Genomic DNA, 16,185 nt, shown 5'->3' on the forward strand with positions numbered 1-16,185 from the left:
ATGACCATCCGCAAATCCGCTTCTTCCGCAAAAGCCGCGTCCGCTAAAAAGCCGGTCGCCAAAGCCGCCGGCAAGGCGGCGGGCCAGGTGACGGACAAGATGACGGGCAAGACTGCGGACCAGAGCGGCCGCGCGCCGGCGCATCGGCTGTCGCCAGCGGCGATCACCGAAATTTTCGCCCGCTTCCACAAGGTGGACCCGGAGCCGCAGGGCGAGCTGGATTATGTCAACGCCTACACGCTGCTGGTGGCGGTGGTGCTGTCAGCCCAGGCGACGGACGTTGGCGTCAACAGGGCGACGCGCGCCCTGTTCGCCGTGGCCGACACGCCGCAGAAAATGCTGGCGCTCGGCGAGGACGCGGTGCGCGATCACATCAAGACCATCGGCCTGTTCCGCGCCAAGGCGCGCAATGTCATCGCCCTGTCGCAGCTGCTGATCGACCGTCACGGCGGCGAGGTTCCGGCGGACCGCGCGGCGCTCGAAGAGTTGCCCGGCGTGGGGCGCAAGACCGCCAATGTGGTGCTGAACATTTTCTTCGGCCAGCCCACCATCGCCGTCGACACCCACCTGTTCCGGTTGGCAAACCGGATTCCGCTGGCGCCCGGCCGCACGCCGCTGGAGGTCGAGCAGGGCCTGTTACGCGTCATTCCCGATCAGTACCTGCTGCACGCCCATCACTGGCTGATCCTGCACGGGCGCTATGTCTGCAAGGCGCGCAAGCCCGAGTGCTGGCGTTGCCTGATCGCCGATATCTGCCAGTACGAACCCAAAAGCACGCCGGGGTGAGCCGGGACCGCGCGCATCCGCTGCTTCAGCCAAACACCATCAGGCCGGCGAGGCCGGCGGCGCCAACGACCAGCCGCCACCAGCCGAACAGGGCGAAGCCGTGGCGCGAGACGTAGCCGAGCAGGCTGCGCACGACGAACAGGCCGGAGACGAACGCCATGGTGAAGCCGATGACGATCAGGCCGCCGTCGTTGAAGGTCAGCAGCTTGTAGTTCTTCAGCAGGTCCCAGGCGAACGCGCCGGCCATGGTCGGCATGGCCAGCCAGAAGGAGAACTCCGCCGCCGCCCGCTTGGTGGCGCCGAGGAACATGGCGCTGACAATGGTGGCGCCGGAGCGCGAGACGCCGGGGATCATGGCGAGGCACTGGGCGCAGCCGATGGCCAGATAGGTGCGCAGCGGAAAGGTCTCGGCGTTGTCGTAACGCGGCTCCAGCTTCAGCCCGTCCACCACCAGCAGCACCAGGCCGCCAACGATCAGCGCCACGCAGACAATCCACGGATTGAACAGCACGCCCTTGATGAAGCCGTGCAGCAGCGCCCCCAGAATCGCCGCCGGCAGGAAGCCGACCAGCACCCCGGTGACGAAACGCTGGGTCTCCGGCCGCGTGCGCAGGGTGCGGAGCAGGAAGATGATGCGGCCGAAATAGACCGAGACGATGGCGAGGATGGCGCCGAGTTGCACCAGCACCTCGAATGTCTGGCCGGTCGATTTGAAGCCGAGAAAATGACCCAGCAGCAGCAGATGGCCGGTCGACGACACTGGAAGAAACTCGGTCAGCCCTTCCACCAGACCCAGGACCCCGGCCTGGAACGCCTCGATGATGCCCATTCGTATTGCTCCAGACTGTCCGCCATGATTTCCGCACGACGGTCAACAATTGCTTGTGATGCGGACCCATGCCCGGCCGCCGCCAGATGTTGCCCTATGCCGTTGTTTTCACGCCTGTTGCGTCCGCCCTGCCAGCCGCCCTCGCGCGGCGCGCTCCCGGCTCCCTCCGCCAATTGCGGCAACCGCGCCGGATGGTCGCCACATTCCGCAGTGATACAGGTCGAATCATGACGTCGGAACGTCGACAGACGTTAACGGCAACGGCTGGCCCTTCGACGGCGAAAGGCTCAAGCAGGTATATCCGCATCACTGAATGGACGGTTAATGCCCCCACTCATCACAGGCACTGCCGGCGCGGCGCAAAAGACAATGATTGTCGCCAGATGCGCTCCTGACTATACGGGAGCCTTTCCCGAGAAATCCTGGTCCGGCCGCCGCCTGACGCCTGAGTGGATCTGCCCCTGATGGCCACCCTGCACCATCACGCCTTCTGTCCGCACTCCCGCTTTGTCCGCCTGGTGCTGGGCGAGTTCGACCTTGAACCGGAACTGGTCGAGGTGCGGCCGTGGGAGCGGCGTCAGGAGTTCCTGATGCTCAATCCCGCTGGCGAAGCGCCGGTGCTGGAGGCTGACGGAGCGCTGCATCCGGACAGCGACGCTGAGGGCGTCGCCCCCGACGGCGCCGCGTCGCTGACGCTCTCCGGCGCCGCCGTCATCAACGAATATGTCGACGAACTGCTGGGCGCGCGCCACGCCGACCGGCGTCTGCTGCCTGGGGGCATTGCAGAGCGCGCAGAGGCCCGGCGCCTCACGGCCTGGTTCAATGAAAAATTCTTCGCGGAAGTTACCACTTACCTGTGCACCGAGAAGATCTACAAGCGCTTCATGGCGACGGAGCTGGGCGGCGGCCCGCCCGACATGAACGGCGTGCGCGCGGCCCGCGCCAACGTCCGCTATCACCTGCGCTACATCGGCTTTCTGCTGCGCGATGCGCCGTTTCTCGCCGGCGGGCGCCTCACCAGCGCCGATCTGGCGGCGGCGGCGCACCTGTCCTGCGTCGACTATCTCGGCGACGTGCCGTGGGGCGAGGACGAGGCGGCGGCGGCGTGGTATGGTCGCATCAAGTCGCGGCCGTCATTCCGCACCCTGCTCCAGGACATGGTGCCCGGCATGGCTCCCGCGGCCAGCTATACGCGGCTGAACGTCTAGAACGCGTGTGGCAAGCGGCCGCCGCTTGTGCAAAGAACATGCGTCAGAACAAAGGCATGGGGCAGAACCCCGCCTCAGCCTGAACAGGCTTTGCCCCGGTTTTCGCAAGGGGCCACGCGGCGACAACGCAGGACCAGAAGCCGGCGACGGAATGACAATACACGACGCTTCCCGGCCCGGCTCTTCTCCTCCCGGCGCCCGCCAGAAAGCGCCCGCCAGTCGCAAGGCCGCAGCCGGTCCGGCTGGCCTGAGCGGCGCCGCGCTGCGCAAGGCCGTGGTGGCGCGCGCCCTGGCTGAAGGGTTCGACGTGGCCCGCGTTGCGCCAGCCGCCGCCTTGCCGGAAACCGGCGCGCGGCTGCTGGACTGGCTCGACGCCGGCTATCACGGCGACATGGAATGGATGCGCGACGGCGCGGAGCGGCGCGCCAGCCCGCAGGCCATGTGGCCGGAAGCCAGATCCGCCCTGGTTCTCGGCCTGAACTACGGCCCTGACCACAATCCCCTCGATCATCTGGCGGCGCGCGATCGCGGCCTGATTTCCGTCTATGCCCAGGGGCGCGACTATCACGAGGTCATCAAGGGGCGGCTGAAGCAGGTCGCCGGCTTCCTGGCCTCGCGCGGCGGCGCCGACGTCAAGGTGTTTGTCGACACCGCCCCCCTGATGGAAAAGCCGCTGGCCGCCCTCGCCGGCGTCGGTTGGCAGGGCAAGCACAGCGTGCTGGTGTCGCGCAGCCTGGGCAACTGGCTGTTTCTCGGCGTCATTCTCACCACCGCCGAGTTGCCGCCCGATCCGCCAGGCCGGCCGAGTTGCGGCTCGTGCCGCGCCTGCCTCGACATCTGTCCGACCAGCGCATTTCCAGCGCCGTATCAACTCGATTCACGCCGCTGCATCTCCTATCTGACCATCGAGCACGCCGGGCCGGTTCCCCATGCCTTCCGCAAGGCGATCGGCAACCGGATTTTTGGCTGTGACGACTGCCTCGCCGTCTGCCCGTGGAACAAGTTCGCGCAGGCCGGCCGCGACGCGAAGCTGGCGGCGCGCGCGGAAAACGACCGGCCGGCCCTGGCTGGGTTGCTGTCGCTGGATGACGCGGCGTTCAGAACCCGCTTCGCCGGGACGCCGGTGCGACGCGCCGGGCGCGACCGGTTTTTGCGCAATGTGCTGATCGCCACCGGAAACTCCGGCGATCGCGGGCTGGCGGAGCCGGCGGCGCGGCTGCTCGACGATGCCTCGGCGCTGGTGCGCGGCGCGGCGGTCTGGGCGCTCGGCCAGTTGCTGGATGCGACCAGTCTTGGCAAGTTGCGGCGCCAGCGCGTCGCCGAAACCGACCCGGACGTTCTGGCCGAATGGGAGCTTGCGGCAGGCCTCCCAACGCAGACGTCGGAAGCGGAGCAGGCGTGATGACAGAGCTGTTTGTGTTTGGGCTGGGGTTTTCAGCGCAAGGTTATGTCCGCCGCCACGGCGCCGGCTACCAGCGCATCACGGCCACCCGCCGGCAGTTGCGCGAGCCGTTGGCTGGCGGGACGGCGGCAGACGGCGTGGTCATGCACGCCTTTGACGGCTCCGCGACGCCCCCGCCCGATCCGGCGCTCGCCGCCGCGCTTGGCCGCGCCAGCCATCTGCTGGTTTCAGCGCCGCCGGACCAGGCGGGCGATCCGGCCCTGCGCCATTTTGGCCATCGCATCGCCGGCGCCGCCGGGCTGACGCACATCGTTTATCTTTCCACCATCGGGGTTTATGGCGACCACCAGGGCGCGGTGATTGAGGAAGACGCTGAGCTCCGGCCAGGCAGCGCCCGCAACCGGCAGCGCGTCGCCGTGGAGCAGGCCTGGCTGGAGCTGGGCCGGGCGTCCGGCAAGTCCGTGCACGTGCTGCGCCTGTCGGGCATCTACGGGCCAGGCCGCAACCAGCTGGTCAAGATCCGCGACGGCATGGCCCACCGGCTGATTCGCGCCGGCCAGGTGTTCAACCGCATCCATGTGGATGATATCGCGGCTGCCATCGACGCCGCCTTCAGCCGCCCCCAGGTTGAGCAGCGCGTCTGGAACGTTACCGACAGCGAGCCCTGCGCGCCGCAACTGCCGATTGAATACGCGGCGGAACTGCTTGGCGTCGCGCCGCCCCCAGCCATCCCCTTTGAGGAAGCCGAGCTGACGCCCATGGCGCGCAGCTTCTGGGGCGAGAACAAGCGCGTCTCCAACCGCCGCATGCGCGAGGAACTGGGCGTGACGCTGGCCTATCCAGGCTATCGCGAGGGCCTCGCCGCACTGGCCGCCGCCGGCGAGGGGCGCTGAGGCGCTGCCTCAGGCCTCGCCGCCAGTGAAATGATTGACGTAGCGCTTGCTGATGACGGACACCGGCAGCAGCACCAGCACGTCAGTGGTGCCGAACTGGCGGTCGACAACCGCCTCCGCGCCGAATGAGGCGCCGAGGCGCAGATAGCCCTTGATGAGCGGCGGCAGCGCGTGCATCGCCTTCCGGGGTTCGACCGCGTCTTTCGGCATGCGGTTCATGTCGATGCGGCAGGCGGGCAACGCCTGCACGGCCCAGTCCTCCGGCGGCGCGGCGAAATGGTGCAGGAAGCTCAGCGGCAGGGCCAGTTTTTCAGGATCGACGCCGTCAAGGCTGGCGCAACCGAACATGGCGTCGATGCGGTGATGCTGCACGTAGTTCCAGATGCCCTGCCACAGCAATTCCACCGTGCGCTTGGTCCGGTATTCCTTCAGCACGCAGGAGCGCCCCAGCTCCAGAAAACGCTTGCCGCGATGGCGGGCCAGCAGCGGCGCGATGTCGAATTCGCTGGCGGTGTAGAAGCCGGAATGGCGCTCCGCCACCTCCTGACGCAGCAGGCGATAGGTGCCAACCACTTTTGGCCTGCGCTTCTCGGCGCCGCCAGCCTCGCCATTATCGATCACCAGCAAATGATCGCAAATGGCGTCGAAACCATCCATGTCGCGTCGGGCGAGGCGCGCGGCGGGATTGGGAACCGCCGACATTTCCTCGTAGAAGACCCGGTAGCGCAGGCGCTGCGCCTGCTTGATCTGCTTGCGCGTGGTGGCAAGCCGCACTTCCAGCGGGCCAATGCGTCCCAACACCGGCGAAATACCGCCAAGGTCGGCGACGACATCGGGCAGCGGGACGTGGCCGGGAATCAGCCTCAGCGCGCCATTGCCCGCGCGCCGCGCCGGATACAGCATGGCCGCAGCCGCCATCGGGGCAAAACGGTTGAGAAGCGGATTGCCGCGGGCGGTATGCCGGCCCTCGCGCCAGTCGTTGCTCATGCAGACACGCCTCTTGATCGCATCACGTGCCCCTCACCCAATCGCGCGCCCATGCGCGCGTTGAGGGCGATGCGCTTATAATCATATTCCCTGAGCCTAATTGTGACAATCGTGCGCCTTTGCACACAAGGGATCCGGCCATTTGCGACGTCCCCGTCACGCGTGCTCCAGACGCCACAATGGCGACCCGCGCCTTTGACGCGACCGCCCAGGCGTGCCAGATGCCGCCAGATGCAACGACGCGCCGGCCGAACCGCCGGCAATGACAGGAAAGGCGCGGCAATGGGCGATCTGGACGGGGTGCTGGTGGTATCAGTCGAGCAGGCGGTCGCCGCGCCCTATGCCTCCTCACGGCTTGCCGACGCGGGCGCGCGCGTCCTCAAGATCGAGCGGCGCGAAGGCGATTTCGCCCGCCGCTATGACCGGTGCGTCAATGGCCAGAGCAGCTATTTCGTCTGGTTGAACCGGGGCAAGGAATCGATCGCCGTCGATCTGCGCGATGCGGACGACATCGCCCTGATCCGCCGCATGGCGCTGCGGGCCGACGTGTTCATCCAGAACGCCGCGCCAGGCGTGCTGGCCAGTCTCGGCCTCGACATGGCGGAGTTGCGCGCCGCCAATCCGCGCCTCATCACCTGCTCCATCTCCGGCTATGGCGAGGATGGGCCGCTGAAGGACCTGAAGGCCTACGATCTGCTGGTGCAGGGCGAGACCGGACTCGCCGCCATCACCGGCACACCGGAAGGCTCCGGCCGCGTTGGCGTTTCGGTCTGCGACATTGCCGCCGGCATGACCGCGCACCAGGCGATCCTGCAGGCGCTGATCGGCCGTTACCGCACCGGCAAGGGCCGGCACATCGCCGTCTCGCTGTTCCACGCCCTCGCCGACTGGATGAACGTGCCCTATCTGCAGTTCGTCATGGGCGGCGCGGCGCCAACGCGCATGGGGCTCAACCACCCCACCATCGCGCCTTATGGGGCCTACGCCTGCGCCGGCGGCAAGGAAATCCTGTTCTCCATCCAGAACGAGCGGGAATGGCGCAAGCTGTGCGACGAGGTGCTCGGCCAGCCGGCGCTGGCCGACGATCCGCGCTTCGCCGACAACACCGCCCGCGTGCACAACCGCCCGGCGCTGGATGCGGCGATCAACGCCGTGTTCGGCAATTTGTCCCGCGCGGATGTCTCGGAGCGGCTGGAGGCGGCGCGCATCGCCTGGGGCCGCATCAACGGCCTCGACGATCTGGCCAGCCACGCCCAGGCGCGCTTCGTGGAAGTGGAGACCCCGAAAGGCCGCGTGACCCTGCTCGGCCCCGGCGCGCTGCACGACGGCGTCTCGCCCGTCGCGGCCCGGGTGCCGGAGGTTGATGAGCAGGGTCCGGCGCTGCGGGCGGAATTCGCGGGCTGAGGCGCTTCCGGCAGGCGGGCGGCGGCAAGCGACAGGATGAGAGGCGTTTATCTGAAGGCGCGCGGTTGCGGCCGGTTGCCTTCCGTTTCCCGTTTTCTCCGCGTCTTGCGATGGATCGGGACGTGAAGGCGTGAATGCCCGGCGCAGGTCCGGGGATGCCCCCCGGGAATTCATGCCCCCGAGAATTGAGGAGGGGATGAAGGGGCGAACGTACAGGGTGTCATGCGCCATGCCGCCCCGGCGACGGCCGCCGCCTGGAGCGGGATGGCTTCAAACAGAAATGAACCCCGCTCCAGCTTTTGGTTTCGCATGATTTTTATCGGACAAGCGGCATCCACCTGTCCGCATCATGCCCTATTCCCCGTCGATCCAGCGCAGGGCGCGGGCCAGCAGGCTGACGGCGTGGGCATGCAGCTTGTCGCCGGTTTCCACCGGAGCCTTGCCGGCGCAGGCGCGGGCGTGGGTGCCTTCAATAATCAGCGCCAGCTTGTAGCAGGCCAGCACGCCGTACCATTTGATGTGCGTGAGATCGCGGCGTGAATGCTTGCCGTAGTGCCCGACCAGTTCCGGGATGGTCGGGAAGCCCGTCCATGGCTGCACGGCGATATCGTCCGGGCGCGGCGTTTCGGTTTCGGACCAGGTGGCCATCATCCAGCCAAGATCGAGCAGCGGGTCGCCGATGGTGGTCAGCTCCCAGTCGATGATCGCCGCCATTTCCGGGCTGTCGTTGCGGAACATGACATTGGCGAGGTGGTAGTCGCCGTGGATGATGCCTGGCTCGAACACCGGCGGCACATTGGCGGCCAGCCACGCGGCCACGCGGTCAACCCCTGGCAGGCACTCCGGCCCGGGCCAGCCGACATATTCGCGGTAGCTTTCCAGCTGCGAGCGCCAGCGGTCGACCTGGCGCTCCAGGTAGTTGTCGACCTTGCCGAAATCCGCGAGGCCAAGGGCGCGATAGTCGAGCGCGCCGAGTTTGGCCACGGCTTCAACCATGGAGAAGCCCATGCGGCGGCGCACCGCCTCCGAGCCCGCGTGAAACGGCGGCAGGCCGGTGGTGGCGTTGAAGCCATCGATTGGCTGCATCAGGTAGAAAAACGCCCCCAGCACGGTGTCGTCGGCGCAGGCGGCGATGAAGCGCGGATGCGGAACATCGCTGTCGGCGATCGCCGCCAGCATGCGCGCCTCGCGCTGCATGGTCTTGTTGGAATTGCCGCGCAGATGCAGCGGCGGCCGGCGCAACACATAGCCCCTGCCATCGCGCTGGAACCGCAACAGAATGTTCTGCGTGCCGCCGCTCAGGCTGGTCACATCCGTCAGGGGGCCAGAGCCAAGACCCTGGCTGTCCATCCATCCGGCGAGCGCCGCCAGATCAATGCCGTGTTCCACGTTTCATCCTCCCGTGCGCGCCGGTTGCTCCGGCCGGATGCGGACGCGCGAGGCGGCGGCCGCATCCATCTGCGTCAAATAAGCCGGCTCAATAAAGCGTCAGGCCGCCGTCGACGGTGAGCGTCTGGCCGCAGACATAGGATGCGTAAGGCGAGGCCAGGAACAGGGCCGCGCCCGCCATATCCTCCGGCTGGCCCATGCGGCCGGCGGGAATTTTGGCCAGCGACGCTTCCAGACGCTTCGGATTGCGCGTGGTGACATGGGTCAGCTTGGTGTCGACCAGGCCAGGGGCGATGCCGTTGACGCGGATGCCCTCCGGCGCCCAGGCGGCGCCCAGCGTCTTGGTGAGGCTGATGGCCGCCGCCTTGGAGGCGGCGTAGGCCGGATTGCCAATATTGGCGCGCTGGCCGGAAACCGAGCTGACGATGATCAGGCTGCCGGCGTTCTCGCCCAGGGTCTGGCGGAACTTGCGGGAGCAGTCCATGACGCTGTCGATATTGACGTTCATGACGCGATCCCAGCCGTCACGCTCGAACTCGGCGCGCTTGTAGGCGACGATGCCCTGACAGAGCACCAGCACATCCAGTTTCGCGAACGGCGCCGGCGCCGCGTCCACGGCAGCCGGGTCTGACACGTCAACCTTTGTATAACCCAGCCCCTCAAGGTCGGAGCCGTCTTCCTTCGCGTAGTCAGCGGCGCTGGCGCGCGTGCCCCACACATGCACATTGGCGCCATGCGCCCGGAACTGCTGGGCGACGCCATTGCCGATGCCGCTGGAGCCGCCGACAACCAGCACATTGCGTCCTGAAAAATCAAATCCGCTCACGCGTCCGCTCCCGTCGGGGACAGCCTGGTGGCCCCGTGTCTGTTGTATGTGACTTTTGACGCAACGACAGACGGCGTCAAATGGTTTATCCAGATGACCTAAACGCGAGTGGGGGCAGTCGTCAAGATGGCGGAGAAGCAGGACCAGGCGTCGGAAGCGGCGCGGGAAGGCGCCCGCGAGGCAATCAAGCGATCAGCGCGCGACCTGTTCGCGCGGCGTGGCGTCGACGGCGTGACCGTTCGCGAGATTGTCGCGGCTTCGGGACAGAAGAATCACGGCTCGCTCACCTATTATTTCGGCTCGAAGGAAGAGCTGGTGCGCGAGCTGGTGGCGGAGGGCGCGCGCGCCATCAATGAAGCGCGCAACGCCATGCTTGATGCGCTGGAGCGCAGGCCGGAAGGGCCAACCCTGCATGAGGCGATGCAGGCGCTGGTGCTGCCGTCGTTCGTCCCGTCCGGTGATTCGGAGGACGGGGCCGGCAGCTACATGCGCTTCATCACCCTGCTGTCGCTGACGCACCGGCGCCTGTTCATGGCCTCCCTGGCCGGCGACCTCAACTCCGGCTATCTGCGCTGCCTCGATCTGCTGCGGCGGCTGACGCCTGGCATGGACGAGCGGCTGCGCAACCGGCGGCTGGTATTCATCGAGGCATCGCTCGGCGCCATGCTGTCGCTGCGTGAGACGGCGCTGGCCGGCGCGGCGCCGCCCGAACATATGTGGCGCGATCCCCACGCCGTCGCCGACGTGGTCATGGCCTGCCTCGCCATTTTGACCGCGCCGGAGCCGGTGGTTGCCGATGCGGCCGGATCTCAGCCAATCCGCCCGTAAGGCGGCGCCGGGATCGCCGCGCCGCGCAGATCGGCGATGGTGGGGAAACCATTCACCGCCATCAGCAGGTCGGCCTCGGCCAGGATGCAGCGAATGACATGGGAAACGCCGGCCGCGCCGCCGATGGCCAGGCCATAGGCGTAGGGTCGGCCAATGCCGACCGCCGCCGCGCCCAGCGCCAGCGCCTTGGCCACGTCCGAGCCGCTGCGCACGCCGGAATCGAACAGCACCGGCGTATTGCCCGAGGCCTTCACCACCGCCGGCAGCATGTCGATGGCGGCGATGCCGCCGTTGGCCTGGCGGCCGCCGTGGTTGGAGCAGTAGATGCCGTCGGCGCCGCCATCGATGGCGCGACGGGCGTCATCAGGATGGCAGATGCCCTTGAAGATCAACGGCAGCTTCGTCAGCGAGCGCAGCCAGGGCAGATCCTCCCATGTCAGCGGATTGCCAAAGACGCGGCCGAACATCTGCACGGCGGCGACCGGATCCTCCTCCACCGGCCTGTCCAGCAGCTTGCGGAACACCGGATCGGAGAAATAATTGGCCAGGCAAAGGCCGCGCAGCTGCGGGAAGTTCGACGTGGTGAGATCACGCGGCCGCCAGCCGGTGACCCAGGTGTCGAGGGTGACGACAATCGCCTTGTAGCCCGCCGCCTCGGCGCGGGAGACGAGGCTGGCGGCGAACTCGCGATTGGTGGGCGTGTACAGCTGGAAGAAATTGGGCGTGTCGCCGAACTCCTGCGCCACGCGCTCCATGGGGTCCTGCATCAGCGTGGAGCTGATCATGGTCACCTTGCTCTGCGCCGCAGCTTTCGCCGTGGCGATGTCGCCATGGCCGTCCTGATCGCAGATGCCGATGACGCCGACCGGCGACAGGAACAGCGGCGACGGCATTTGCATGCCGAACAGGTTGACGGACAGGTCGCGCTTCGCCGCGCCGACGAACATGCGCGGAATGACGCCCCAATGGTTGAAGGCTTCGGCGTTCAGGTCCTGGGTGCGTTCATCGCCACAACCGCCAGCCACATAGGACAGTATGCCAGGCGACATGGCCTGCGCGGCCCGCGCTTCCAGATCGCGGTAGCACATGGGGAATTTCGGCATGTGCCCATGCAGGCCGCCGAAGTAAATCTCGTTCTGAAAGTCGCCGAAGTGAGGCATGTTCCATCCCTGTCGCTCTGTCGTTGCCCGCCATGATAGGCGCCAGCCGTCGCCGCTCAAGCGGCTTTGTCACACGATCCTGGGCACACGATCCTGCGCCCGATGATGTGGACAGGGCGTCGACGGAAGCGCCGCCCGGGGTCTGGCGCACACCCGTCAGGACAAAAGCGGCGTTCGGTTTCACCGAAAAATGTTCTATGGCGGGGACATGAGCGCTATCGCCCCCTCCCCCGCCGCCGCGCGGCCCGCGACGACCCTGTCCGTCTGCGTGACCTGCCGGCAGCGCGTCAACGTCGCGCCGGGTTATGTCGAACCGGGCCGGGCGCTGCTTGCGGCGCTGGAGCAGCGTCTGGCGGGCGGCGACATCGTCGTGCGCGGCGTGCAGTGCTTCGCCGTCTGCAACCGCCCCTGCACGATCGCCCTGCAGGCGCCTGGCAAATGGAGCCAGATCATTGGCGATCTGACCCTGGCGGGCGACGTCGACGCCATTGTCGACGCCGCCCTGATTTATGCCCGGACGCCGGACGGCGTCATTCCCTGGGCGCAGACGCCGATGGCGTTCCGCCGCGGCGGCGTGGCGCGCCTGCCGCCGCCGCCAGCCTGAACCTCAGGTCTTCAGAGCTTCCGCCAGCCAGGGGCCCGCGATATCAAGATCGGCCTTGACGAGGCCGTGGCCGGCCAGCACGGTTTCATCCCGCACCGCGACGCCGGCGGCCCGCAGGTCCCGCGCCAGCCGCTGCCGGCTGTCGGACGTGACCACCGGATCCATGGCGCCTGACGCCACCAGCGCCCGGAGCGGATGGCCCTGTGACGCCAGAGGCGGAGCCGGCTCGCCCGGCGCAAAGGCCGGGCCCGTGAACGGCGCCATGGCGCGGAACAGCGCCGCGCCAGCAAGGGCGCCGGGCCGCCGCAGCAGCATGGCGGCGGCGATATTGGCGCCGTTGGAAAAGCCCAGCGCCACCGGGGCGGCGAGGCCATAGTGGTCCCGCGCCGCGGCGATAAATTCCGCCAGTTCGTCAGTCCGGAAGCGCAGATCGTCCTCGTCCAGCACCCCTTCGGCGAAGCGGCGGAAGAAGCGGCGGGCGCCGCCTTCCAGCACCTTGCCGCGCACGGAGAGCAAGGGCGCGTCCGGCGCCAGCATGCGGCCCAGCGGCACGAGGTCGTTTTCGTCGCCGCCGGTGCCATGCAGCAGCAGCAGCGGCCGCCCGGCCTGATTGCGGCCTGGCTCGAAGCGGTGAACAAAATCGGTGATGGAAACACCAGTCATGGCCTGTCTCCCTTCCCCTGTCGCCGCCGCGCGCGGGCGGCGACAGTCTGGTTTGATGGCGCTCAGTCTCCGAGCGGCGGCAGGGCCGCTTCAATCTGGGCGCGATGCGCCTCGTACTGGGGCGGCAGCTTCAGATGCTCGCCCATGCTTCCCGCCGGCTCATCGATGGCAAAGCCGGGCTCATCAGTGGCGATTTCGAACAGCACGCCGCCCGGCTCGCGAAAGTAGATCGAGCGGAAGTACTGCCGGTCGCGCTGCTCCGTCGGCCTGAGGCCGTGATCCTGGAGCAGCCGGGCGGCCAGTTCCGCCTGCTCGGCGTCGCCCGCCGCCCGGAACGCCACGTGGTGGACGCTGCCGCGTCCCAGGTGACCACCCGGAAAATTGCCCGCGACATGCAGGTCAACCACCGAACGGCCGGCCCCGTCGCCCAGCGCCAGCCGGGTGACGGCGCCCTCGCGACCTCTTTCCTGGAAGCCGAACGCCGAGGTCAGGATGGCGGCAGTGGGCCCGGCTTCGCGCAGCAGCAAGGTCACGCCGTCGATCCCGGTGATGGCCTGCGCTGCCGGAACGCCCGCGCCGGCTCCCCTGGCGCCATCGGCGGGCGGCGGCGCATCCCCGAAAGCGACTAGCGACAGCAGGGTCCCGTCCGGATCTTCGAAATCGATGACGCTGTCGCCGAACCTGCGGGCGACGCCGTCATGGCGCACGCCCTTCTCAACGAAGCGATGCGCCCAGAAGCCGATCGATCCGGCCGGAACCCGGAAGGTGGTGCGCAGGACGTCGCCAACGCCGGCCCGCCCCTTCGTCGCGTGCGGCCAGGGGAAGAAGGTGATCAGCGAACCCGGCGCGCCGGCATCGTCGCCAAAGTACAGGTGCCAGGTTCCCGGATCGTCGAAATTGACCGTCCGCTTCACCAGCCGCAGGCCCAGAACGTCGGCATAAAAGCCGCGGTTACGGGCGGCGTCGCCGGCAATTGCGGTGACATGATGGATGCCGTTGAAGGTCATGGCGCATCTCCTGTCGGGCGCTCCGGGCAAGCCCCCCGAACCCCCTGTGATGCGAACCGGTCGCGCCGGCCGCATATCGTCTTGCCGGCATATGCGCATGTACGAATGTGGATGGAAGGGGGCGCATCTTGCGTCAACGCAATAGAACGTGTGCGTCTGGAGCAGGCCATGGCCCCTGCCCCGGCCACCTCCGGGGCCGCGCCTGACCTGGCGCGGATCCCACCTGGCTCAGGCCTGCCTTGAGGCGGCTCGGGGACATGAAAAAAGCCCGGCGTCGCCGCCGGGCTTCGTTTGTCTCAGGCCGGATTGACCGGCGACTTCAGCCGCGCTTGCGGTCCATCCAGGCGTTGAACTCGCCAACGATGCCGCGACGGAACAGCAGCACGCACGCCACGAAGATGGAGCCGATGACCACCGGGACCGGCAGCGAGGAGGTCGCCAGATAATTCTCCAGGCTCACCACCAGCACGGCGCCGACAACCGGGCCCATCAGGGTGCCAATGCCGCCGAGCAGCGTCATCAGCACAACTTCGCCGGACATCTGGAAGCCCACGTCGGTCAGCGAGGCGAGCTGGAAGACGATGGCCTTCACCGAACCGGCGAGACCCGCCAGCGACGCCGAGATCACGAAGGCGCCCAGCTTGTAGCGGGAAACGCGGTAGCCAAGCGAAATGGCCCGCTGCTCGTTCTCGCGGATCGCCTTCAGGATCGAGCCGAAGGGCGAATGCACCACCCGCCAGATGAACAGGAAGCCGATAATGAACACCGCCGCCACGAAGTAATACATGTTCAGCGAGTTCGACAGGTCGATGAAACCGAACAGCTTGCCGCGCGGCACGCCCTGGATGCCATCCTCGCCGCCGGTGAACGGGGCCTGCAGGCAGAAGAAGAAGAACATCTGCGCCAGCGCCATGGTGATCATGGCGAAGTAGATGCCCTGCCGCTTGATCGCCACATAGCCGAACACCAGGCCCATCACCGCCGCGAAGGCGGTGCCGAGCAGGATCGCCAGCTCCGGCGGATAGCCCCACGCCTTGATGGCGTAAGCGGTGATGTAAGCGGCGCCGCCGAAGAAGGCGGCGTGGCCGAAGGAGAGCAGGCCCACGTAGCCAAGAAGCAGATTGAACGCCGCCGCGAACAGGGCGAAGCACAACACCTTCATGACGAAGACGGGGTAGATCAGGAACGGCGCGACAAGGATCAGCGCGAGGCCGATGATCATCAGCGCGATGGTGCGCGGCGACGTCTTGTGACCGACGGTCACGTCAGCGACGTTCGGTGAAGCGGCTTTTGTAGCCATGGTTTATTCCTTCCCGAACAGGCCGGCCGGGCGCACGAGCAGCACCAGCACCATGATGACGAAGATGACCGTGCTCGAAGCTTCCGGGTAGAAAACCTTGGTCAGGCCTTCAACGAGACCCAGCACGTAACCTGTGACGACAGCGCCCATGATCGAGCCCATGCCGCCAATCACCACCACCGCGAAGACGATGATGACGATGTTCTGTCCCATCAACGGGCTGACCTGGTAGACCGGAGCGGCGAGCACGCCGGCAAGGCCGGCGAGACCGGCGCCAATGGCGTAGGTCAGGGTGAGCAGCCGGGGCACGTTGACGCCGAAGGCCTGGACCAGGGTGGGGTTCTCGGTGGCGGCGCGCAGATAGGCGCCGAACTTGGTCTTCTCGATCAGCAGCCACGTCGCCAGACAGACGACAACCGACGCGACAATCACGAAAGCGCGGTACTTCGGCAGGATCATGAAGCCGAGGTTGAACGCACCCTGGAAGGTCGAGGGGATCGAATAGGGCTGACCCGAAGTGCCATACCAGTGGCGGAACAGGCCTTCGATCACCAGGGCGAGGCCGAAGGTGAGCAGCAGGCCGTAGAGGTGATCGAGGTTATAGATGCGCGACAGCAGCACCTTCTCGATAACCACGCCGACAAGGGCGACGCCAAGCGGCGCCAGCACCAGCGCCGGCCAGAAGCCGATGCCGGCGTAACGCAGCAGGAACCAGGCGAAGAACGCGCCCAGCATGTATTGCGCGCCATGGGCGAAGTTGATGACCCGCAGCATGCCGAAAATGACGGCGAGGCCGAGGCTCAGCATGGCGTAGAACGAGCCGTTGATCAGCCCGATGAGGAGCTGGCCCATCAGGGCCGGCAATGAGATTCCAAAGACGGTGACCATGCGGAAGCGCC

General features: G+C 67.2%; 16 protein-coding genes. 7 read left to right on the plus strand and 9 right to left on the minus strand.

From position 1 onward, the window contains the following. On the plus strand, positions 1–786 hold the full coding sequence (gene nth, locus ACERNI_RS04415) for an endonuclease III (protein ID WP_448832046.1): 786 nt from the start codon (positions 1–3) through the stop codon (positions 784–786). Positions 787–811: 25 nt separating this feature from the next. Here nth and ACERNI_RS04420 read toward each other — a convergent pair whose 3' ends face one another. Beyond that, complete coding sequence (locus tag ACERNI_RS04420; protein ID WP_448832047.1) at positions 812–1,615, minus strand: undecaprenyl-diphosphate phosphatase; 804 nt, start codon at positions 1,613–1,615, stop codon at positions 812–814. Between the two features lie 464 nt (positions 1,616–2,079). On the opposite strand from ACERNI_RS04420, the gene ACERNI_RS04425 reads away from it, so the two are divergent. From ACERNI_RS04425 to ACERNI_RS04435, 3 genes are all read left to right on the plus strand, one after another. Continuing rightward, positions 2,080–2,823: a glutathione S-transferase family protein gene (locus tag ACERNI_RS04425; RefSeq protein WP_448832163.1), complete on the plus strand. Its 744-nt coding sequence runs from the start codon at positions 2,080–2,082 to the stop codon at positions 2,821–2,823. Positions 2,824–2,974: 151 nt separating this feature from the next. Next, on the plus strand, positions 2,975–4,225 hold the full coding sequence (gene queG, locus ACERNI_RS04430; RefSeq protein WP_448832048.1) for a tRNA epoxyqueuosine(34) reductase QueG: 1,251 nt from the start codon (positions 2,975–2,977) through the stop codon (positions 4,223–4,225). Continuing rightward, positions 4,225–5,118 (plus strand): NAD-dependent epimerase/dehydratase family protein, encoded by an 894-nt coding sequence (locus ACERNI_RS04435; RefSeq protein WP_448832049.1) that lies wholly within the window; start codon positions 4,225–4,227, stop codon positions 5,116–5,118. The genes queG and ACERNI_RS04435 overlap by 1 nt, the downstream gene beginning before the upstream one ends. Positions 5,119–5,127: 9 nt before the next feature. Here ACERNI_RS04435 and ACERNI_RS04440 read toward each other — a convergent pair whose 3' ends face one another. Further along, positions 5,128–6,021: a GNAT family N-acetyltransferase gene (locus ACERNI_RS04440; RefSeq protein WP_448832164.1), complete on the minus strand. Its 894-nt coding sequence runs from the start codon at positions 6,019–6,021 to the stop codon at positions 5,128–5,130. A 366-nt stretch (positions 6,022–6,387) separates the two neighbouring features. On the opposite strand from ACERNI_RS04440, the gene ACERNI_RS04445 reads away from it, so the two are divergent. Next, positions 6,388–7,509, plus strand: coding sequence for a CaiB/BaiF CoA transferase family protein (locus ACERNI_RS04445; RefSeq protein WP_448832050.1), 1,122 nt, complete (start codon positions 6,388–6,390; stop codon positions 7,507–7,509). Between the two features lie 354 nt (positions 7,510–7,863). Here the strand turns inward: ACERNI_RS04445 and ACERNI_RS04450 are convergent, their stop codons facing one another. After that, the gene (locus ACERNI_RS04450; protein WP_448832051.1) at positions 7,864–8,898 is read right to left on the minus strand and encodes a phosphotransferase family protein; all 1,035 of its coding nucleotides are present in this window, start codon (positions 8,896–8,898) and stop codon (positions 7,864–7,866) included. Positions 8,899–8,986: 88 nt separating this feature from the next. Then, the gene (locus ACERNI_RS04455) at positions 8,987–9,724 is read right to left on the minus strand and encodes an SDR family NAD(P)-dependent oxidoreductase (RefSeq protein ID WP_448832052.1); all 738 of its coding nucleotides are present in this window, start codon (positions 9,722–9,724) and stop codon (positions 8,987–8,989) included. Between the two features lie 126 nt (positions 9,725–9,850). Here ACERNI_RS04455 and ACERNI_RS04460 point away from each other — a divergent pair, with 126 nt between their 5' ends. Continuing rightward, positions 9,851–10,552 (plus strand): TetR/AcrR family transcriptional regulator, encoded by a 702-nt coding sequence (locus ACERNI_RS04460; RefSeq protein WP_448832053.1) that lies wholly within the window; start codon positions 9,851–9,853, stop codon positions 10,550–10,552. On the opposite strand, the gene ACERNI_RS04465 is transcribed toward ACERNI_RS04460, so the two are convergent. After that, complete coding sequence (locus ACERNI_RS04465; protein WP_448832054.1) at positions 10,534–11,712, minus strand: alpha-hydroxy-acid oxidizing protein; 1,179 nt, start codon at positions 11,710–11,712, stop codon at positions 10,534–10,536. The two genes, ACERNI_RS04460 and ACERNI_RS04465, sit on opposite strands and share 19 nt — an antisense overlap. Positions 11,713–11,920: 208 nt before the next feature. Between ACERNI_RS04465 and ACERNI_RS04470 the strand changes: the two genes are divergently transcribed. Beyond that, positions 11,921–12,316: a DUF1636 family protein gene (locus tag ACERNI_RS04470; protein WP_448832055.1), complete on the plus strand. Its 396-nt coding sequence runs from the start codon at positions 11,921–11,923 to the stop codon at positions 12,314–12,316. A 3-nt stretch (positions 12,317–12,319) separates the two neighbouring features. Here the strand turns inward: ACERNI_RS04470 and ACERNI_RS04475 are convergent, their stop codons facing one another. From ACERNI_RS04475 to ACERNI_RS04490, 4 genes are all read right to left on the minus strand, one after another. Further along, positions 12,320–12,979 (minus strand): alpha/beta hydrolase, encoded by a 660-nt coding sequence (locus ACERNI_RS04475; RefSeq protein ID WP_448832056.1) that lies wholly within the window; start codon positions 12,977–12,979, stop codon positions 12,320–12,322. Positions 12,980–13,041: 62 nt separating this feature from the next. Continuing rightward, positions 13,042–13,986, minus strand: coding sequence for a ring-cleaving dioxygenase (locus ACERNI_RS04480; protein WP_448832057.1), 945 nt, complete (start codon positions 13,984–13,986; stop codon positions 13,042–13,044). A 319-nt stretch (positions 13,987–14,305) separates the two neighbouring features. After that, complete coding sequence (locus tag ACERNI_RS04485; RefSeq protein WP_448832165.1) at positions 14,306–15,208, minus strand: branched-chain amino acid ABC transporter permease; 903 nt, start codon at positions 15,206–15,208, stop codon at positions 14,306–14,308. 81 nt (positions 15,209–15,289) lie between these two features. After that, positions 15,290–16,174 carry a branched-chain amino acid ABC transporter permease gene (locus tag ACERNI_RS04490; protein ID WP_448832058.1) on the minus strand — a complete coding sequence of 295 codons (885 nt, stop codon included), beginning with the start codon at positions 16,172–16,174 and terminating at the stop codon, positions 15,290–15,292. Between the last annotated feature and the right edge of the window lie 11 nt (positions 16,175–16,185).

It is taken from the genome of Camelimonas sp. ID_303_24 (assembly GCF_053543495.1).

Excerpts from the sequence above, each read along its gene's own strand:
- nth (WP_448832046.1), top strand. The coding sequence starts at position 1 with ATGACCATCCGCAAATCCGCTTCTTCCGCAAAAGCCGCGTCCGCTAAA.
- ACERNI_RS04420 (WP_448832047.1), bottom strand. The coding sequence starts at position 1,615 with ATGGGCATCATCGAGGCGTTCCAGGCCGGGGTCCTGGGTCTGGTGGAA.
- ACERNI_RS04425 (WP_448832163.1), top strand. The coding sequence starts at position 2,080 with ATGGCCACCCTGCACCATCACGCCTTCTGTCCGCACTCCCGCTTTGTC.
- queG (WP_448832048.1), top strand. The coding sequence starts at position 2,975 with ATGACAATACACGACGCTTCCCGGCCCGGCTCTTCTCCTCCCGGCGCC.
- ACERNI_RS04435 (WP_448832049.1), top strand. The coding sequence starts at position 4,225 with ATGACAGAGCTGTTTGTGTTTGGGCTGGGGTTTTCAGCGCAAGGTTAT.
- ACERNI_RS04440 (WP_448832164.1), bottom strand. The coding sequence starts at position 6,021 with ATGCTGTATCCGGCGCGGCGCGCGGGCAATGGCGCGCTGAGGCTGATT.
- ACERNI_RS04445 (WP_448832050.1), top strand. The coding sequence starts at position 6,388 with ATGGGCGATCTGGACGGGGTGCTGGTGGTATCAGTCGAGCAGGCGGTC.
- ACERNI_RS04460 (WP_448832053.1), top strand. The coding sequence starts at position 9,851 with ATGGCGGAGAAGCAGGACCAGGCGTCGGAAGCGGCGCGGGAAGGCGCC.
- ACERNI_RS04465 (WP_448832054.1), bottom strand. The coding sequence starts at position 11,712 with ATGCCTCACTTCGGCGACTTTCAGAACGAGATTTACTTCGGCGGCCTG.
- ACERNI_RS04470 (WP_448832055.1), top strand. The coding sequence starts at position 11,921 with ATGAGCGCTATCGCCCCCTCCCCCGCCGCCGCGCGGCCCGCGACGACC.
- ACERNI_RS04475 (WP_448832056.1), bottom strand. The coding sequence starts at position 12,979 with ATGACTGGTGTTTCCATCACCGATTTTGTTCACCGCTTCGAGCCAGGC.
- ACERNI_RS04480 (WP_448832057.1), bottom strand. The coding sequence starts at position 13,986 with ATGACCTTCAACGGCATCCATCATGTCACCGCAATTGCCGGCGACGCC.
- ACERNI_RS04485 (WP_448832165.1), bottom strand. The coding sequence starts at position 15,208 with ATGATCATCGGCCTCGCGCTGATCCTTGTCGCGCCGTTCCTGATCTAC.
- ACERNI_RS04490 (WP_448832058.1), bottom strand. The coding sequence starts at position 16,174 with ATGGTCACCGTCTTTGGAATCTCATTGCCGGCCCTGATGGGCCAGCTC.